This is a genomic window from Phytoamicus setariae, assembly GCF_016722925.1.
GTDB classification, from domain to species: Bacteria; Pseudomonadota; Alphaproteobacteria; order Rhizobiales; family Rhizobiaceae; genus Rhizobium_E; species Rhizobium_E setariae.
Genome location: NZ_JAEQNC010000002.1, coordinates 282,469 through 299,208 on the forward strand (window position 1 = coordinate 282,469; position 16,740 = coordinate 299,208).

Here is a 16,740-nt window from a genome sequence, read left to right on the forward strand (position 1 = left end):
AGGTCAGGGCTTACATACGGGAGAGGACAGTTTCCTCGCCTTCGTCGGAACTGCCGGCTGCGATGATGGCCGGAACGATCGCCTCGATGTCGTCGATCACCATCGGCTTGACGAGGTGGGCCGTGTGAATGAATCCCTCTTCGGACATATGGTCCAGAAGTTCCAGCATCGGGCGCCAGAAATTGTTGATGTTGGCGAACACCATCGGCTTGCGGTGGCGGCCAAGCTGGCCCCAGGTCATGATCTCGACGATTTCTTCCAGCGTACCGATGCCGCCCGGCAGCGTAACGAAGGCATCGGCCTCCTGAAACATCCGGTGCTTGCGCTGGTGCATGTCCTCGGTAACGACAAGTTCGGTCAGTTCTGACAGCGAGTGCCTGGAAGCTTCCTTGTCCATCAGGAATTCTGGTATAATTCCGGTGACCTTACCGCCGTTGGACATCACGCCCGAGGCGACAGCGCCCATGATGCCGCGCGTGCCCCCGCCATAGACGAGCCTGAGCCCGTGTGCAGCGATGGAGCGGCCAAGCGCGCGGCCTGCTTCCATATAGGACGGATCGCGACCGGGCTGGGAACCGCAGTAGACGCATATGGATCGAATCGGGACAATATCTGCTTGCATGGGATCGAGATGACTATGCTGCGTCTGCACAGTCAAGAAAAATGAAGGAAAAGTGCCGTTTGTATGGGGCGCAAACGGCTCTACCGCTTGAGAATAAAGCAGGAAACCGATAGCACCTAAGGTGGGGAATGGCGGAATCTCGCCGCTCGGAGATAGATGATGAAGAAAAACCGCGCCATCTGGGTCGCACTGTTTGTTGTCGCCGCTGCAGCATTGCTGATGTTCTTTGTTGTGCTGCCGCAAATGCGCGCCGACAAGACCGGCGAAGAGCTCGCAAAGAAGGCTGGCGACGCAGCCGTGCAAACCGAGGATGCGGCTGGGAAGGCCAAGGACACGGCGCAGGCACTGACGGACGCTGCCAAGACCGAGACGCTGGCAAAGATGGCCCGGCTGAAAGCGGATACCGAGGCTGCTGCCGCAGAGTTGCAGGGGCTGTTCGATGCGGGCCTGGCGCCGACTGCGGAACAGATTACCGCAGCCAAGGCCAAGGCTATCGCCACCTTGAAACAGGCCAGCACGATCAAGGCGCCTGAAGGTGCTGATGCTGCAATGGTTGGATTGATCGCCAAGGCCCAGTCTGGCGCAGAAAAGGCGCTCGCCGCCATTGAGGCGATGCCGACCGATGCTGACGGCGCCAGGAAAGCATTTGACGGGATGAAGTCTGGCCTGACTTCGATGTTCGAAGGCGGCGAGATGGCCGGCAAGCCGGATGATGCCGCGAGTGCCAAGCTGCCGGCTTTTGATGTGTTGCGTGTCGAGCCGGATGGTTCCACGTTGATTGCCGGCTCCGCTGAGCCGGGCGCCAGGTTGGCCATTCTCGACGCGGGCAAGGTTATCGCGTCGACCGAGGCTGGGGCGACTGGCGATTTCGTCGCCGTGCTCGACAACCCGCTCGGTGCGGGCGATCACCAGATTGTGCTTGAAGCAACCTCCAAGGACGGCAAGAAACTGACTTCCGAGGAAATCGCCACTGTTTCCGTGCCGAAGGACAAGGGCGGCGAACTTCTTGCCATGGTGACGAAGCCGGGTGAAGCGTCCCGTATCCTGACGACGCCGAAGGCCAAGACTGAGTCCGAACTGGCTGAGAACGTTGCCAAGAGCCTGCCTGCTGAGCCCGTTACCAATAATGCCGGAGCTTCAGCTGCGACGCCGGAACTCCCGGCCGCTTCCGGGGACTTGGCCAACTCTGCGCCGATAGTGAAGAACGGCGAGGCCGAACAGTTGGAATCGGCGGCGATAGCGAGGGTTGATAAGGGCGCACCTGAAGTGCAGGTGAGTGCAGTCGAGATCGAAGGCGACAAGATCTTCGTGGCGGGCGCTGCCAAGCCGAATGCCTCTGTGCGGGTCTATGCGGATGACAAGCTTGTTTCCGAGGTAATCGCCGACAAGAATGGCCGCTTCGTCGCAGACAACAAATTGCCGCTTGCGGTTGGCAATCATACCATTCGCGCCGATGTGCTTGCTGCGGATGGCGCCAGGGTCGAGTTCCGCGCATCGGTGCCGTTCTTCCGACCCGAAGGCGATCAGTTGGCTGCGGTGGCGAGCGACACAACCACGCCCGGTAGTCTCGAAATGCAGCCGCTTGCAGATGGTGCGTATGACAAGGCGCGGCTGGAGGCGGACAAGGCGATTTCCCTGCTGAAGAATCTCTATGCGGACGGCAAAACGCCGACTGTAGAGGAACTTGCCGCGGCTCGGTCCTCAACTGAAATTGCCTTGAAAACCCTGTCGCAGATCAAACTTGCCGACAATGCCGGCGAGCTGGCGAAGGATATCGCGGCCAAGACGGCCGCCGAAGCCGACAAGGCGCTGGCGCTGCTCAAGTCGTTGCCGAAGGATGCCGGAGCGGTCAAGACCGCGCTCGACAAGATCGACGATGCTGTCAGCTCCGCGATTGCCCCGTCTATGCAGACTGCTGCTGCCGATCAGAAAAAGCCTGCTGTTGCGGCGCCAGCCGATGCCAAGCAGCCGGACGCCGCAACCAATGTCGTTGCGAGCGACAAGCCGGCCACGCAGCAATCGTCACAGTCCGGTCAGGTTGCCGGATCGACGCAGGAAGCTGCCGGCACTACGGCGGTCGATACGGCCAGCCAGACAGCGCATGCCGAAGTTTCGGCCGAAGGCGCTGGTTCACCGGACCAGCCCAAAGTGATCGAGCAGGCGCCGCTCAAGCCGAGCGAGGCCTCGGTCATTATCCGGCGCGGCGATACGCTCTGGCAGATTTCGCGTCGCGTCTATGGCAAGGGAGTGCGTTACACGACGATCTACCTCGCCAACGAAAAGCAGATCACCGATCCGGACCGCATCCTGCCTGGGCAGGTATTCGATGTTCCGGACAAGCCACTGGTGAATGCGGAAGAATTGCACCGCAAGCGTCTTGGCCTGGAATAAAACGAGCGCGGGGCGTTGTAGAATCCCGATCACGGACCTATTTGCATCTAAAGCGGCGGCTCCAATGGGGTCGCCGCTATTCACATTCTAAAGCGGTGACATAGACATGGCGGGCAAAGACAAAACGGTTTCCTCCGAATCCGGCAAGACTCTGCAGACGATCGTCAACCTCTGGCCCTATATGTGGCCATCGGACAGGCCCGATCTCAAGATGAGGGTGGTCTGGGCAACGCTGTTCCTGCTGATCGCCAAGGCTGTGCTGCTGCTGGTTCCATACTTTTTCAAGTGGTCGACCGACGCGCTCAACGGCAAGATCGACGCGCAAGGCATTCTGCCCTTGTTCATGGCGGGCGCGATTGCGCTGGTCGTTTCCTATAACATTGCGCGCATAGCACAGGCCGGCCTCAACCAGTTGCGCGACGCGCTGTTTGCCTCGGTCGGGCAGTATGCGGTCCGTCAGCTCGCCTACAAGACCTTCGTGCACCTGCACAAGCTGTCCCTGCGCTTCCATCTCGAGCGCCGTACCGGCGGGCTGTCGCGGGTTATCGAGCGCGGCACCAAGGGCATTGAGACGATTGTCCGTTTCACCATCCTCAATTCGGTCCCGACGCTGATCGAATTTCTGCTGACGGCCGTGATCTTCTGGTGGGGCTACGGACTTTCCTATCTCCTCGTCACCGCCGTGACCGTATGGATCTACATCTGGTTTACCGTCAAGGCGAGTGACTGGCGCATCAACATCCGCCGGGCGATGAACGATTCCGACACCGACGCCAACACCAAGGCGATCGATTCGCTGCTCAACTTCGAGACCGTCAAGTATTTCGGCAACGAGGATATGGAGGCCAAGCGCTTCGATTCATCCATGGCGCGCTATGAAAAGTCAGCGACCCAGGTCTGGACGTCGCTCGGTTGGCTCAATTTCGGTCAGGCGGTGATTTTCGGGATTGGTACGCTGATCATGATGGTGATGTCGGGTCTTGCGGTGCAGCGCGGGGAACAGACTATTGGTGATTTCGTCTTTATCAACGCCATGCTGATCCAGCTTGCAATCCCGCTCAACTTCATCGGCTTCGTCTATCGCGAAATTCGTCAGGGTCTGACGGATATCGAATCGATGTTCGATCTGCTCGAAGTCGATGCGGAGATCGAAGACTCGCCGAATGCCAGGCCGCTCGCGGTCGCCAATGGTGCGATTTCCTTCAACAACGTGCATTTTGCCTATGATCCCGCCCGGCAGATCCTCAAGGGCATCTCCTTCGATGTTCCCGCCGGCCATACTGTCGCCGTGGTCGGGCCGTCGGGTGCCGGCAAGTCGACGATCTCCCGGCTGCTCTACCGGTTCTACGACGTGCAGCAGGGTACGATCACCATCGACGGCCAGGATGTGCGCGAGGTGACGCAGACGTCGCTGCGCGCCGCCATCGGCATGGTGCCGCAGGACACGGTGCTGTTCAACGACACGATCGCTTATAACATTCGCTATGGCCGGCCGTCGGCGTCACAGGAAGAGGTCGAGCGCGCCGCCGACATCGCCCAGGTCGGACACTTCATCAAGTCGCTGCCCGAAGGCTACAAGGCCATGGTCGGCGAACGCGGCCTGAAGCTGTCGGGTGGCGAAAAGCAGCGCGTGGCGATTGCCCGCACCATTCTCAAATCGCCGCCGATCCTGATCCTCGATGAGGCGACCTCGGCGCTCGATACCCATACCGAACAGGAAATCCAGTCAGCTCTCGACGAAGTGTCGAAGAACCGCACCACGCTGGTCATCGCCCACCGCCTGTCGACGGTTGTCGGTGCCGACGAGATTATCGTTCTCAAGGACGGCGGCATTGCCGAGCGCGGCAAGCATCAGGATCTGCTCGCACGCAACGGCCTCTATGCCTCCATGTGGAACCGTCAATTGGAGGCGACACAGGCCGAGGAGACGCTCAAGAAGGTGCGCGAGACCGACGATCTTGGCGTTGTGACGCGCGGCGTTCCAGCCGCGGAGTAATTGCTCGGATCAGTCATCTGTGTGTTTGCCAGGGGCGCTCTCGGATGAGGGCGCCCCTGGACGTTGTGCAGTCCGCCAGGATCGGCAAATACCTTGCCATCGATCACTGCGACGTCATCATCTTCGCGCAGCCGGCTTTTCAGGCTGCCGCGGCCTAAGAGCTTTACTCAGACCTTGCACGGAGATGTATCGGGCAATGGTCTTTCGCTGATGTCAATTTCAGTTCTGCCGTGGCTAGTATCGAAGCTATGCGTTAAACGCATGGGTGTCGTGAGGGTTTTGCCACTGCTATATCGCGCCCGGCTCTCCATATCAGGGGTATCGAAGACGCCGGGATAGCAATGCAGTCGCCGACGTCAAATGAACCCGGGAAAGGGGATCGTCATGAGCGTCGTACGTAGTGTCAACAATTGGATCGCATATCGCCGTACTGTGGCCGAACTCGGTCGTCTGGATCGACGCGCACTGCAGGATATCGGCATTACGCGGGATGAAATCCACGCTTTTGCGCGGACTACCGCAACGCGCTGACTGCCTCGCACAACAGCATTCTGGCGCCCGCCCACATGGCGGGCGTTTTGATTCTCGCTTGACACGATAGTCCCGGTTCAGCCGGACTTTCATATTTCGAGGTAATCTGGCTCCTTGCCCTTCAAGCAAACCTGTTCTCCTGCACATTAGAAGGCAAGTTTGTCGGGGTTGCCTGTTTGTTCTCTTTTCGCTATGTGATTTGGAAGGACATCAAGCGCGAATCCTGAAGGGCAATCAGCCGATCATGGCCAAATCCAAAACCCAGTTTATCTGCCAGAATTGCGGCACCGTGCATTCCCGTTGGGTGGGCAAATGCGACGGCTGCGGCGCCTGGAACACCATCATCGAGGAAGACCCGACCGGCGGCATCGGCGGCGGTCCTGCCAAGGCTCCGAAGAAGGGCAGGGCTGTGGCCCTGACAACGTTGTCGGGCGAGATCGAGGATGCTCCGCGCATCGAAAGCGGCATAGCCGAACTGGATCGTGTCACGGGTGGTGGTTTCGTGCGCGGCTCGGCGCTGCTGATCGGCGGCGACCCCGGCATCGGCAAGTCGACTTTGCTGATGCAGGCAGCGGCGGCGCTGGCGCGGCGCGGCAACCGGGTCATCTATGTTTCGGGCGAAGAGGCGGTCGCGCAGGTCAGGCTGCGCGCCCAGCGGCTGAATTCCGCCGACACCGGCGTGCTGCTGGCCGCCGAAACCAATGTCGAGGATATCCTGGCGACGCTTGCCGATGGACCTCGGCCGGATCTGGTCATCATCGATTCGATCCAGACGCTCTGGAGCGACGTGGCGGATGCTGCACCCGGTACCGTCACCCAGGTCAGGGTCGGCGTGCAGGCAATGATCCGGTTTGCCAAGACCACGGGGGCCACGGTGGTGCTCGTCGGCCATGTCACCAAGGACGGCCAGATTGCCGGTCCGCGCGTGGTCGAGCACATGGTCGATGCAGTGCTCTATTTCGAAGGCGATCGCGGCCACCATTACCGGATCATGCGCACGGTCAAGAACCGCTTCGGTCCAACCGACGAGATCGGCGTTTTTGAAATGTCCGACAGCGGCCTGCGCGAAGTGGCCAATCCGTCCGAGCTGTTTCTCGGCGAGCGCAACGCCAAGGCACCGGGTGCGGCGGTGTTTGCCGGCATCGAGGGCACGCGGCCGGTTCTCGTCGAGGTTCAGGCACTGGTGGCGCCGACCTCGCTCGGTACGCCGCGCCGCGCGGTCGTAGGTTGGGATTCCAGTCGGCTGGCGATGATCCTGGCCGTGCTCGAAGCGCATTGCCGGGTGCGACTCGGCAACCACGACGTCTACCTCAACGTTGCCGGTGGATACCGGATTTCCGAGCCAGCAGCCGATATTGCCATCGCCGCTGCGCTGGTTTCATCGCTTGCCGGTCTTGCTCTTCCGCATGATTGCGTCTATTTCGGCGAAATCAGCCTGTCTGGTGCGGTACGGCCTGTGAGTCACACAGGGCTTCGCCTTAAAGAAGCCGAGAAATTGGGTTTCCAGAGAGCGGTCTTGCCTTCCGGCTCGGCCGAACTATCCAAGGCCACGGCCGGCAGTTGGAACTCGATCGAGGGTCTTATGGATCTGGTTGTGCGGATTGCGGGCTCGAAACCTGTGGGGCAGGCCTCAACCGACGAGGATTGAGGCTTTTGTTTCAAGGGCGCGCGGTGCTATATGGTGCCGCGGCTCGTCGGAATGACGGCAGAGCGACGGTCTCGCCGTATTGGAGAAAGATATATGCCCATTACTGGTTTTGACGGTATCGTACTTGGTGTTGTTCTCTTTTCTGCTGTTCTTGCCATGGTTCGCGGTTTTTCCCGCGAGGTACTTTCCGTCGTAAGCTGGTTTGGCTCCGCCTATGCGGCCTACAAGCTCTACCCGCTCGGCGTGCCCTATGCGAAGAACTTCATCGCCGAGGACAAGTTTGCCGTTATCGCTTCGGCCGCAGTGATCTTCCTGATCGCGCTGATCGTCATATCCTATATCACCATGCGCATTGCCGACATGATCATCGACAGCCGAATCGGTGCGTTGGATCGTACACTTGGCTTTATCTTTGGCGCGGCGCGCGGTATTCTGATCCTTGTGGTGGCCGTCCAGTTCTTCAATGAATGGGTGCCGCCAGCAAACCATCCGGCTTGGATTGCGCAGGCAAAGTCCAAGCCGTTTCTCGACGATCTCGGGGAGAAGCTGAAGGCGGCGCTGCCGGAAGATATCGCGGCGCTTCTGAGGAAGAAGATCGAAGAGAAGATGAATGATGCCAATCCGGTGGACGGTGCAGTGACGCCGCCTGCCGATGGTGCGAACGATGCGGCGACGCCGGCGGAAGACACCGCCACGCCGCCGCAGCAGTAGCGTCCCGGATCTCCGGGCTGTATCCCCAACGAGCCAAAGGCCGTGACATTGACTGATCTTAGCGTTTCTCAGGAAGTCGACACTGACGAGAACGAAGCCGACGCATTCCGCGACGAATGCGGCGTTTTCGGCATTTATGGCAAACCGGATGCGGGAGCTGTTGTTACGCTGGGCCTTCACGCCCTGCAGCATCGCGGACAGGAGGCGGCGGGGATCGTTTCCTATGACGGCAAACAGTTTCGCGTCGAGCGGCATGTCGGGCTGGTGGGCGATACGTTTACCAAGCCGGCGGTTCTCGAGCGCATTCCCGGCTCCCGCGCCATCGGCCATGTCCGCTATGCTACGACGGGCGGCGCGGGTCTTCGCAATGTTCAGCCGTTCTTCGCCGAACTTGCCGGCGGCGGCTTTGCGGTCGCGCATAACGGTAACATCACCAATGCCCTGACACTGCAAAATGATCTGCAGCGCCGAGGCGCGATTTTTCAATCGACCTCCGACACCGAAACGATCCTCCACCTCATTGCGATGAGCAAGGAAGAGGATATGCTGGCCAAGTTCATCGACGCGATCGGCCAGCTCGAAGGCGCATATTCGCTGGTCGGGCTGTCGCAGAAGAAGATGATCGGCGCTCGTGATCCGCTGGGTATCCGGCCTCTGGTGCTGGGCGATCTCGACGGCGCCTACATCCTTGCTTCGGAAACCTGCGCGCTCGACATCATCGGCGCGCGCTTCGTGCGTGACATCAAGCCGGGCGAAGTCGTCTCGATCACCGATAAGGGCATCGAAAGCTCGTTCCCGTTCGAAAAGCCGAGCCCGCGCTTCTGCATTTTCGAATATGTCTATTTCGCCCGTCCCGATTCCGTACTGGATGGTCGCAACGTCTATGAAGCCCGCAAGCAGATCGGCATCGAGCTGGCGCGCGAATGCCCGGTCGACGCAGATGTCATCGTCCCGGTTCCGGATTCCGGCGTCCCGGCAGCGATCGGATTTGCCCAGGAATCCGGACTGCCGTTTGAACTCGGCATTATCCGCAATCACTATGTCGGCCGCACCTTCATCCAGCCGACGGCCTCGATCCGGCATATGGGCGTCAAGCTCAAGCACAATCCCAACCGCCGCACCATCGAAGGCAAGCGCGTTGTGCTGGTCGACGACTCGATCGTTCGCGGCACGACGTCGCAAAAGATCGTGCAACTGGTGAGGGATGCTGGCGCCAAGGAAGTGCATATGCGCATCGCGTCGCCACCGACCATGTCTTCGTGCTACTACGGGGTCGACACGCCTGAGAAGTCCAAGCTGCTCGCCTCGCGTATGTCCATCGAGGAGATGGCAAACTACATCAAGGTGGATTCCCTCGGCTTCCTGACAATCGATGGCCTTTACAGGGCCGTCAACGAGCCTTCGCGCAACAACAGCTGTCCGCAATTCTGCGATGCCTGCTTCACTGGCGAGTACCCGACCCAGTTGACAGACCAGCAGGGCTTTTCCACCATGCGTACGCTCGACCTTCTTGCCTCGAATGGATAACGGATTACCGAATGCTTGATCTCTCTGGCCGCATCGCGGTTGTAACCGGCGCCTCGCGCGGCATCGGCTATTTCACAGCACTTGAGCTTGCCCGCGCCGGAGCGCATGTTATCGCCTGTGCACGTACGGTTGGTGGTCTTGAGGACCTTGACGATTCGATCAAGGCGCTTGGGGGCAGCGCGACGCTGGTTCCCTTCGATCTGGCTGACATGAATGCCATTGACGCGCTTGGCGGAGCTATTTTTGAACGTTGGGGAAAGCTCGACATTCTGGTCGCAAATGCCGGCGTGCTCGGTACGATCTCGCCGATTGGCCATGTCGAAGCCAAGGTTTTCGAGAAGGTGATGACCGTCAACGTGACGGCAACGTGGCGCCTGATCCGTTCGCTTGATCCGCTGTTGCAGAAATCCGATCAGGGCAGGGCGTTGATCCTCACCTCCAGTCTGGCCCACAGATGCAAGCCGTTCTGGGGTCCGTATTCAGCCTCGAAAGCTGCCGTAGAGGCTTTGGCCCGCACCTGGGCTAACGAAATCGAACGCCTGCCGCTCAAGGTCATCAGCGTCGATCCGGGCGGTACGCGGACCGCAATGCGTGCGCAAGCCTATCCGGGCGAAGATCCGGAAACGCTGCCGCATCCACACGAGGTTGCTCGGGTCATTGCGGGGCTGGCCGGGCCAGACATGAACGAAACCGGCAAGCTCTACCTCGTGCGTGAGCAGCGTTTCGCCGAATATACGCAGCCCTAGTTTTTCCGACATCGTGTTAAGCAGCCAACAGGTTTGTTTGGCTGCAACTCTTCTATGCGAATTCGTTTTCTGCCAGATTGCCGATTGAGAAGGCATGAAGGAGGAACAACGTGGTAAATGCGATACTGGCCGTCATCGGTGCGGCGATCGTCGCATGGGCTGTCTCGGCAATGCGCCAGAAGTCCGTTACCGGCCTTACCTATACTCAGGCGCTGGGCTACACCTTTTTCCGCTTCGTCTATGGCGTCCGTTATCACGGCTTCGAACAAGCTGCCGACCTGAAGGGTCCGATCGTCTATCTTGTTTCGACGCAATCGCGCCTTGATCGGAGGCTTCTCAAGACCTTTCTGCCGCTCGGAACGTTTCATGTTCGATTGGACGACAACCCCGCGCAATACCTGACTCTGATCAAGTCCGTGCTGGCTGGGCGCGGCCGCGTCTGCCTCTATGGGCCGAAAGAGGTGGAACCAAGCGCCGAGGTTCTGGAACTCCTGAACCGGGCCGGAGTAGTTTTTCGAGACACCGGCGCGCGCATTCTTCCGATTTTTGTTCGGGGCACGCGCACATCACTCTTCTCGCTGTGGGACCGGAACAGGGCGCCGCGCAGCCTGCTGCCGCAGATCTTGGTTACCGCTGCACCGGCCTATGTCCTGGGCGATTCCAATGATAGCCATCTGGTCGATCAGCTCCTCGATGGGATGGCTTCGGCAAAGTTTCGTTCGGTCAATCTTTCCCAGACGTTGTTCGAGGCGCTGAGTGGTGCGGCGCGGCAATTCGGTGCGTCACGCCAGATGCTGGAGGACGCGCTCGGGGGCAAGCTATCCTACAGCCAGTTGCTCGTCGGCGCCCGATTGCTGGCGACACGTTTTGCTGCCCTGTCCCGGAAGGGGGAAGCAATGGGCGTGCTGTTGCCCAATTCCAACGGTGTGGTTCTCACGACGGTTGGGCTGCTTTCCGCCGGCCGGCCGGCCGCACTTCTGAATTATACGGCAGGCCCTGGCGCCGTGGTCTCGGCTATCAATATAGCCGCGATCCGGATTGTCATAAGTTCGCGGGCCTTTGTCGAGAAAGCCGGGCTCGAGGAACTGGTGCGGAGCATGACCGAAAATGGCACCTCGCTGGTTTATCTCGAAGACATCCGCAAGGACATCGACTTCATCGAGAAAGTCCGCGCATGGCTGCATCGGCGCAAACCCGTCACACCAACGCAGGCGGAAGATGCGGCCGTCATTCTCTTCACGTCCGGTTCCGAAGGGATGCCGAAGGGGGTGGTGCTGTCGTCGCGCAACCTGATCGCCAATGCAGCCCAGGCCGAATGCCGGGTCGACATTTCTCCGGTCGACAGCCTGTTCAACGTCCTGCCGTTGTTTCATTCTTTCGGCATTCTGGGTGGAATGGTTCTGCCGCTGCTCTACGGGATAAGGCTGTTTCTCTATCCGTCGCCGCTGCACTACAAGCTGGTCCCGTCGGTGGCGAGAAAGGCCAAGCCCACGGTGATGTTCGGCACCGACACATTCCTGATGGGTTATGGTCGAGCGGCCAAGGACGGTGATTTCGACAGCGTCAGGCTGATTGTGGCGGGCGCCGAAGCGGTGAAGCCCGAGACGCGCAAGATATTCCGGGAGCGCTTCACGGCCGAGATCGTCGAAGGTTACGGCATGACCGAAGCCTCCCCCGTCGTCGCGGTCAATTCTTCATGCTTCTCCAAGGACGGTTCGGTTGGGCGCCTGCTGCCAGGCATGGAAATGCGGCTCGAGCCGGTGGAGGGGATCGAGGGCGCTGGCCGCTTGTTCATCGCCGGGCCCAACGTCATGCAAGGCTATATGCTGGCTGATGCTCCCGGTGCGCTCCAGCCAATCGGCGGCAAGTGGCACGATACCGGTGACATCGTCTCGGTCGACGAGCGCGGATTCATCACCATCAGGGGACGGGTAAAGCGGTTTGCAAAGATCGCCGGAGAAATGGTCTCACTCGGCGCAGTCGAGATCATGGTGCAGAAATTGTGGCCGGAAGGCCGGCACGCGGTGATTTCTGTTCCCGATACGCGGCGTGGCGAGCGGATTGTGCTCGTCACCACCCAGCAGCCAGCACAGCGCCAGGAATTGATCGCCTACTCGAAGCGCTATGGCGCCAGCGAGTTGATGCTGCCTGACGACATCGTGCATGTCGCCGAGATCCCGGTGCTTGGCAGCGGCAAGGTCAACTATGCGGAAACTGCGAGGCTGGTCTCCGCGTTGCCGTCAATGTGAACGGTCGTCATCGGCGGTGGGTTTGACGTCAGGGATGATGCCTTCCTCGACATCGGTTTCTGACGACGGCAGGTTGCCATACTTCTTCTGCCAGTGGCGAGCGCCGAAGGGGAGCGTGCACAGATAGAGTACCGAGGTTACGGCCAGCACTTCCCAAGTGTAGCTCATCAGCAGGGCGACATAGAGAACGGCAACGAGCAGGAAGGGAAGCGCATTCTCGCGCCGGATTACGCCCTGTGCCTTGCCGGACCAGACAGGAATACGCGAGACAAGCAAATAGCCTATACCGACGGTGTACGCGGCCGAGATATAACCGAAGGTGCGCGTCATTTCGAGCCCGAGAAATCCGCCATAGACCGGCAGCAGGACCAGAAGCGCGCCAGCGGGGGCCGGAACGCCGACGAAATATTCCGACAGCCATTTCGGCTTGTTCGGACGGTCGGTCATCACGTTGAAGCGTGCGAGCCTGAGCCCCGCCGCGATCGCATAGATCAGCGCTGCGATCCAGCCGATGGAGCGGGCCTGGTCCAGCACATAGACGTAGAGCACCAGCGCGGGTGCGACGCCGAAATTGATGATATCGGCGAGTGAATCCATCTGCACGCCGAAATTCGAGGTCGCCCGCATCATCCGGGCGACACGGCCATCGATACCATCCAGAAAGGCTGCCAGCAGCACCATGGACACGGCGAGCTCGTAGCGTCCCTCGAAGGCCAGGCGGATGCCGGAGAGGCCGGCGCAGATGGCGAGCACCGTGATCAGGTTGGGGACGAGCATCCTGAGCGGGATTTCGCGCAGGCGCGGCCCTCGGGCGTTGTCGTCCTTGTCGTGCATTTCCGGGGGCGTTGCGGCGCTGTCCATGGTTCTGTTCTTTCTGGCTCAGAGGCGGCGGCTGAGCACGGGTCCCTTGTCGGCGTCATATTCGGCCAGGATGGTTTCACCGGCAATCGCAGTCTGCCCGACGGTTACGCGGGGCGTAAAGCCATCCGGCAGGTAGACGTCGAGCCGCGAGCCGAAGCGGATCAGGCCGAAACGTTCGCCGGCCACAAGCGAGGCGCGCGGCGTCGACCAGCAGACGATACGGCGCGCCACGAGGCCGGCCACCTGCACAACGCCAATACGGCCGCGTTCGGTGGCGATCACCAGCCCGTTGCGTTCATTCTCTTCGCTCGCCTTGTCGAGATCGGCGCTAAGGAACCTGCCCTCGCGATAGACGATGCTTTCGATCTCTCCGCGCATCGGGGCCCGGTTCACATGGCAATTGAAGACATTCATGAACACTGAGATCTTCAGCATCGGTTCGTTACCAAGCGCCATTTCGGCTGGCGGTACGGTCATGGCGATCAGCGAGACCCTGCCATCGGCGGGGCTGATGGCCCAATCGTCCTGTTGCGGGACCATGCGCTCGGGGTCGCGAAAGAAGTAGGTGCACCAGGCTGTCAGAACCATGCCGACCCAGAACAGCGGCATCCAGAGAAAGCCGAGGATGACGGATGCGACGAAGAAGGCGAGGATGAATTTGTGGCCTTCCCGATGGATCGGTACAAATGTGCTCTTGATCGTATGAACGAGGCTCATGGATCCGATTTCTCCTTGTTTTTTGTTGCACACGGCCTACCGCGAAATAGTGCGGGCTTCAACCATGTTCGATGTGATCGGTTCCTCAAGACAGGCATCGCATGGGGATAATGGCGGCTAAGGGTCAGAAACCATGGTAAAGCATGTCGAGTGCGCGGGTAATCTTGATGTCGTCGTTCTTGAGATTGGCGATCGGAGATCGCAAATCTCGCGCGGGAACGGACACTATGTAATGCGTCATCAATACGTAGCTTAAGCCCTCCAACTCGAATTCGGGGTTTAGATGGGGGGCAGGCTTGAGAAACGCTGTTTTCAGCTGGAGGGGAATACAGGCACGTGTCAATAGCTCGTCAAGCAGTCGGCTTTGTACGTCGAGTAGCAAATGCGCGCTACTAGGCCGCCGATACACATCGTACTGGGCCATCAAAACCCTCGGTATTCAGGAAACGGCAGGCCTTCCTTTTCGAAATGCTCGTTCAGCGAGGCGATCGCCTCGGCATTCTCCAGCTTCCAGACACGCTCTCTTTCCTTGCGGACAGCGTCCAGAACACCCTGCTCCGCCGCGCGTGAAATGTTGATCTTCAGTTGCTTTGCTTCTTCCAGCAGGCCGCTATCGATGCTGAGATTGGCAGGCTTGCGTTCCAATGCCATCGAACAACTCCTTGCATAATATGCGCATGAATATACGCATATCACTTGGAAATGCCAAGGCATCCCTTCGGTCGCTACGGCAAGCGACAGCAGCATGGTACAGCATTTTTGTTCAAGACGATTGCCGTGACATTTGCTAAGCGTGAGTGATGCACAGTGTCTCTCAACGGCAGGCGACCGACGCCATGCCTGTAACGACAGCGGAAAAGACCAGTTTCTGGAGGGACAGACGCTTCCGGAACATGGAATGCATGAGCGCGACCTTCATCACCCACGAATTCGCGCCGCATGCCCATGATACATTTTCGATCGGCGCCATCGAGGCGGGGTGTCAGATTGCCAGCATCCGTGGCGCACGGGAATATACCGGCCCCGGCGCGCTCTATCTCCTCAATCCGGGAGAAATCCACGACGGGACGCCAGGTGCGGCGGAGGGCTATCGCTATCGGATGATCTATCCGGATGTCGAACTCTTCACGAGCATTCTCGAAGATGTGAAGGGCAAGACATTTCACGGTGTTCCAAGCTTCTCAAGGCAGCTCCTGCACGATCAGGAGTTGGCGCGCGCCTTTCACTTCGCCCACCGGGCCATGGAGGCCGGATGCGATCCGCTGGAAGCGGAGGTGGGCATGTTCCGCGTGCTCGCTTCGATGTTTGCCCGGTATGGAAGCGTCATTATCGCGCCGCCGAAATCGATCGACCGCACCGGATTGCGACGTGCGAGAGACTATCTCGCCGACAATTTTCAGGAAGACGTCGGGCTGGAAAGGCTGTCGGAGATTTCCGGCCTCAGCCGGGCGCATCTGATCCGCGCCTTTCGCAAAGAGTATTTCATCACACCGCATGCGTTCCAGACCGATATCCGGATCCGTCAGGCGCGTCGAATGCTGCGGTCGGGCATGACCCCGTCAGACACCGCGCTTTGCTGCGGTTTCGCCGATCAGGCGCATTTCACCCGGAACTTCAAGGCCCGCACCGGCATTACGCCGGCTGCATACCGCAACGGTTGATTTCTGCAGAGCACTTTTGTTCAAGACGGTCATGACGGGCTACGCTAAAGCCTGTCCTCTTCTGGAGGAAACATGACCTGGCGAACCGAATTTTTCGATGGTGTGAAAACCATAGCCCCCATTCTCGTCGCAGCCGTACCGATCGGGCTGGTTTTTGGCGCGGTGGCAGCGTCAAAAGGGCTATCGCCGCTTGAGGCGACACTAATGAGCGCGTTGGTATTCGCTGGCGGATCGCAATTCGTCGCCATGGACATCTGGACCCATCCGGCATCCTGGTCGGCGCTCGGCTTTGCCGCCCTGCTGGTCAATATCCGCCATATGCTGATGGGTGCTTCCATCGGTCGGAGAATGCAGGCATTCGCACCTTGGCAGAAATATCTGGGCATGCTGGTGATGGCGGACGAGAATTGGGCAATGTCGGAGGCGCGGGCGGCAAAACGCAAGCTCACCCCCGCATTCTGGGCGGGTCTGTCCGTGCCGTTTTATCTGAACTGGGTCGTCTGCAGCCTGATAGGCGCATTGATCGGTGCCTTCCTCGGCGATCCCGCCGTGATCGGGCTCGACTTTGCCTTTCCCGCAGTTTTCATCGTGCTGGTCATGAGTTTCTGGAAAGGACCGGCGACGGGCTTGGTGCTGATCGCGAGTGCGGCCGCCGCCATCGTGGTTCATCAACATGTGCCGGGCGCATGGTATATCGCAGCCGGTGCCGCAGCAGGGCTTCTGGCCGCACTCCTGAACGGCAGCTTCAGACGCCTGGTGACCCAATGAGCCTCGATTACCAGACGTTTCTGGCCATCCTGGCGATGGCGGCAGCCACGGCACTGACCCGTGTTTCGGGCGCCTTCCTGTTGCGCTTTCTCACGATTGGGCCGCAGGCGCGCGAGGCGCTTGATGCCATCCCGCCGGCGGTGCTGATGGCCGTCATCGCACCGACTGCGCTCGCCACGGGTTGGGCGGAAACCATCGCCTGCGCAGTCACGGCACTCGCCGCGCTGAGGCTGCCATTGCTGGCCTGCGTGGTGATCGGCGTGCTGTCGGTGGTTGCGCTGAGGGCGGTGGGATTGTGAAACCCCTGAAATG

At 59.8% G+C, this 16,740-nt stretch carries 16 protein-coding genes; 11 read left to right on the forward strand and 5 right to left on the reverse strand.

Annotation, left to right across the window (positions count from 1 at the left end):
* Positions 1-10: 10 nt before the first annotated feature.
* Positions 11-622 carry an LOG family protein gene (locus JJB09_RS04055; RefSeq protein ID WP_201653481.1) on the reverse strand — a complete coding sequence of 204 codons (612 nt, stop codon included), beginning with the start codon at positions 620-622 and terminating at the stop codon, positions 11-13.
* A gap of 159 nt (positions 623-781) precedes the next feature.
* Here JJB09_RS04055 and JJB09_RS04060 point away from each other — a divergent pair, with 159 nt between their 5' ends.
* The 8 genes from JJB09_RS04060 (at position 782) to JJB09_RS04095 (ending at position 12,421) form a co-directional block, all read left to right on the forward strand.
* The gene (locus JJB09_RS04060) at positions 782-3,013 is read left to right on the forward strand and encodes a LysM peptidoglycan-binding domain-containing protein (RefSeq protein WP_201653484.1); all 2,232 of its coding nucleotides are present in this window, start codon (positions 782-784) and stop codon (positions 3,011-3,013) included.
* 106 nt (positions 3,014-3,119) lie between these two features.
* Positions 3,120-5,009 (forward strand): ABCB family ABC transporter ATP-binding protein/permease, encoded by a 1,890-nt coding sequence (locus JJB09_RS04065; protein ID WP_201653487.1) that lies wholly within the window; start codon positions 3,120-3,122, stop codon positions 5,007-5,009.
* Positions 5,010-5,393: 384 nt separating this feature from the next.
* Positions 5,394-5,540 carry a DUF1127 domain-containing protein gene (locus tag JJB09_RS04070; protein ID WP_201653490.1) on the forward strand — a complete coding sequence of 49 codons (147 nt, stop codon included), beginning with the start codon at positions 5,394-5,396 and terminating at the stop codon, positions 5,538-5,540.
* A gap of 244 nt (positions 5,541-5,784) precedes the next feature.
* A complete protein-coding gene (radA, locus tag JJB09_RS04075; protein WP_201653493.1) occupies positions 5,785-7,188 on the forward strand; it encodes a DNA repair protein RadA in 1,404 nt (467 codons plus the stop codon).
* Positions 7,189-7,281: 93 nt separating this feature from the next.
* Positions 7,282-7,899 carry a CvpA family protein gene (locus tag JJB09_RS04080; RefSeq protein ID WP_201653496.1) on the forward strand — a complete coding sequence of 206 codons (618 nt, stop codon included), beginning with the start codon at positions 7,282-7,284 and terminating at the stop codon, positions 7,897-7,899.
* Between the two features lie 48 nt (positions 7,900-7,947).
* Positions 7,948-9,426, forward strand: a complete 1,479-nt coding sequence (purF, locus tag JJB09_RS04085; protein ID WP_201653499.1) for an amidophosphoribosyltransferase — start codon at positions 7,948-7,950, stop codon at positions 9,424-9,426.
* Between the two features lie 11 nt (positions 9,427-9,437).
* The gene (locus JJB09_RS04090) at positions 9,438-10,172 is read left to right on the forward strand and encodes an SDR family NAD(P)-dependent oxidoreductase (protein ID WP_201653502.1); all 735 of its coding nucleotides are present in this window, start codon (positions 9,438-9,440) and stop codon (positions 10,170-10,172) included.
* A 110-nt stretch (positions 10,173-10,282) separates the two neighbouring features.
* Positions 10,283-12,421: an AMP-binding protein gene (locus tag JJB09_RS04095; RefSeq protein ID WP_343228980.1), complete on the forward strand. Its 2,139-nt coding sequence runs from the start codon at positions 10,283-10,285 to the stop codon at positions 12,419-12,421.
* Here the strand turns inward: JJB09_RS04095 and pssA are convergent.
* The 4 genes from pssA to JJB09_RS04115 all read right to left on the reverse strand — a co-directional run bounded on the left by pssA (position 12,413) and on the right by JJB09_RS04115 (position 14,650).
* The gene (pssA, locus tag JJB09_RS04100; RefSeq protein ID WP_201653506.1) at positions 12,413-13,282 is read right to left on the reverse strand and encodes a CDP-diacylglycerol--serine O-phosphatidyltransferase; all 870 of its coding nucleotides are present in this window, start codon (positions 13,280-13,282) and stop codon (positions 12,413-12,415) included. The genes JJB09_RS04095 and pssA overlap by 9 nt on opposite strands.
* Before the next feature lie 18 nt (positions 13,283-13,300).
* Positions 13,301-13,999 carry a phosphatidylserine decarboxylase gene (locus tag JJB09_RS04105; protein ID WP_201653509.1) on the reverse strand — a complete coding sequence of 233 codons (699 nt, stop codon included), beginning with the start codon at positions 13,997-13,999 and terminating at the stop codon, positions 13,301-13,303.
* A 124-nt stretch (positions 14,000-14,123) separates the two neighbouring features.
* Positions 14,124-14,423, reverse strand: a complete 300-nt coding sequence (locus JJB09_RS04110) for a CcdB family protein (RefSeq protein ID WP_201653512.1) — start codon at positions 14,421-14,423, stop codon at positions 14,124-14,126.
* Positions 14,423-14,650 carry a type II toxin-antitoxin system CcdA family antitoxin gene (locus tag JJB09_RS04115; RefSeq protein WP_201653515.1) on the reverse strand — a complete coding sequence of 76 codons (228 nt, stop codon included), beginning with the start codon at positions 14,648-14,650 and terminating at the stop codon, positions 14,423-14,425. Before JJB09_RS04115 ends, JJB09_RS04110 begins: the two co-directional genes overlap by 1 nt.
* A 149-nt stretch (positions 14,651-14,799) precedes the next feature.
* On the opposite strand from JJB09_RS04115, the gene JJB09_RS04120 reads away from it, so the two are divergent.
* From JJB09_RS04120 to JJB09_RS04130, 3 genes are all read left to right on the forward strand, one after another.
* A complete protein-coding gene (locus tag JJB09_RS04120) occupies positions 14,800-15,660 on the forward strand; it encodes an AraC family transcriptional regulator (RefSeq protein WP_201653518.1) in 861 nt (286 codons plus the stop codon).
* A 72-nt stretch (positions 15,661-15,732) separates the two neighbouring features.
* On the forward strand, positions 15,733-16,428 hold the full coding sequence (locus tag JJB09_RS04125) for an AzlC family ABC transporter permease (RefSeq protein WP_201653521.1): 696 nt from the start codon (positions 15,733-15,735) through the stop codon (positions 16,426-16,428).
* The gene (locus JJB09_RS04130) at positions 16,425-16,727 is read left to right on the forward strand and encodes an AzlD family protein (protein ID WP_201653524.1); all 303 of its coding nucleotides are present in this window, start codon (positions 16,425-16,427) and stop codon (positions 16,725-16,727) included. Before JJB09_RS04125 ends, JJB09_RS04130 begins: the two co-directional genes overlap by 4 nt.
* Positions 16,728-16,740 lie beyond the last annotated feature (13 nt).

Coding starts and splice junctions, on each gene's coding strand:
- JJB09_RS04120 (WP_201653518.1), top strand. CDS start 14,800: ATGCACAGTGTCTCTCAACGGCAGGCGACCGACGCCATGCCTGTAACG.
- JJB09_RS04090 (WP_201653502.1), top strand. CDS start 9,438: ATGCTTGATCTCTCTGGCCGCATCGCGGTTGTAACCGGCGCCTCGCGC.
- JJB09_RS04060 (WP_201653484.1), top strand. CDS start 782: ATGAAGAAAAACCGCGCCATCTGGGTCGCACTGTTTGTTGTCGCCGCT.
- JJB09_RS04110 (WP_201653512.1), bottom strand. CDS start 14,423: ATGGCCCAGTACGATGTGTATCGGCGGCCTAGTAGCGCGCATTTGCTA.
- JJB09_RS04065 (WP_201653487.1), top strand. CDS start 3,120: ATGGCGGGCAAAGACAAAACGGTTTCCTCCGAATCCGGCAAGACTCTG.
- JJB09_RS04080 (WP_201653496.1), top strand. CDS start 7,282: ATGCCCATTACTGGTTTTGACGGTATCGTACTTGGTGTTGTTCTCTTT.
- radA (WP_201653493.1), top strand. CDS start 5,785: ATGGCCAAATCCAAAACCCAGTTTATCTGCCAGAATTGCGGCACCGTG.
- JJB09_RS04070 (WP_201653490.1), top strand. CDS start 5,394: ATGAGCGTCGTACGTAGTGTCAACAATTGGATCGCATATCGCCGTACT.
- pssA (WP_201653506.1), bottom strand. CDS start 13,282: ATGGACAGCGCCGCAACGCCCCCGGAAATGCACGACAAGGACGACAAC.
- JJB09_RS04055 (WP_201653481.1), bottom strand. CDS start 622: ATGCAAGCAGATATTGTCCCGATTCGATCCATATGCGTCTACTGCGGT.
- JJB09_RS04130 (WP_201653524.1), top strand. CDS start 16,425: ATGAGCCTCGATTACCAGACGTTTCTGGCCATCCTGGCGATGGCGGCA.
- JJB09_RS04105 (WP_201653509.1), bottom strand. CDS start 13,999: ATGAGCCTCGTTCATACGATCAAGAGCACATTTGTACCGATCCATCGG.
- JJB09_RS04115 (WP_201653515.1), bottom strand. CDS start 14,650: ATGGCATTGGAACGCAAGCCTGCCAATCTCAGCATCGATAGCGGCCTG.
- JJB09_RS04125 (WP_201653521.1), top strand. CDS start 15,733: ATGACCTGGCGAACCGAATTTTTCGATGGTGTGAAAACCATAGCCCCC.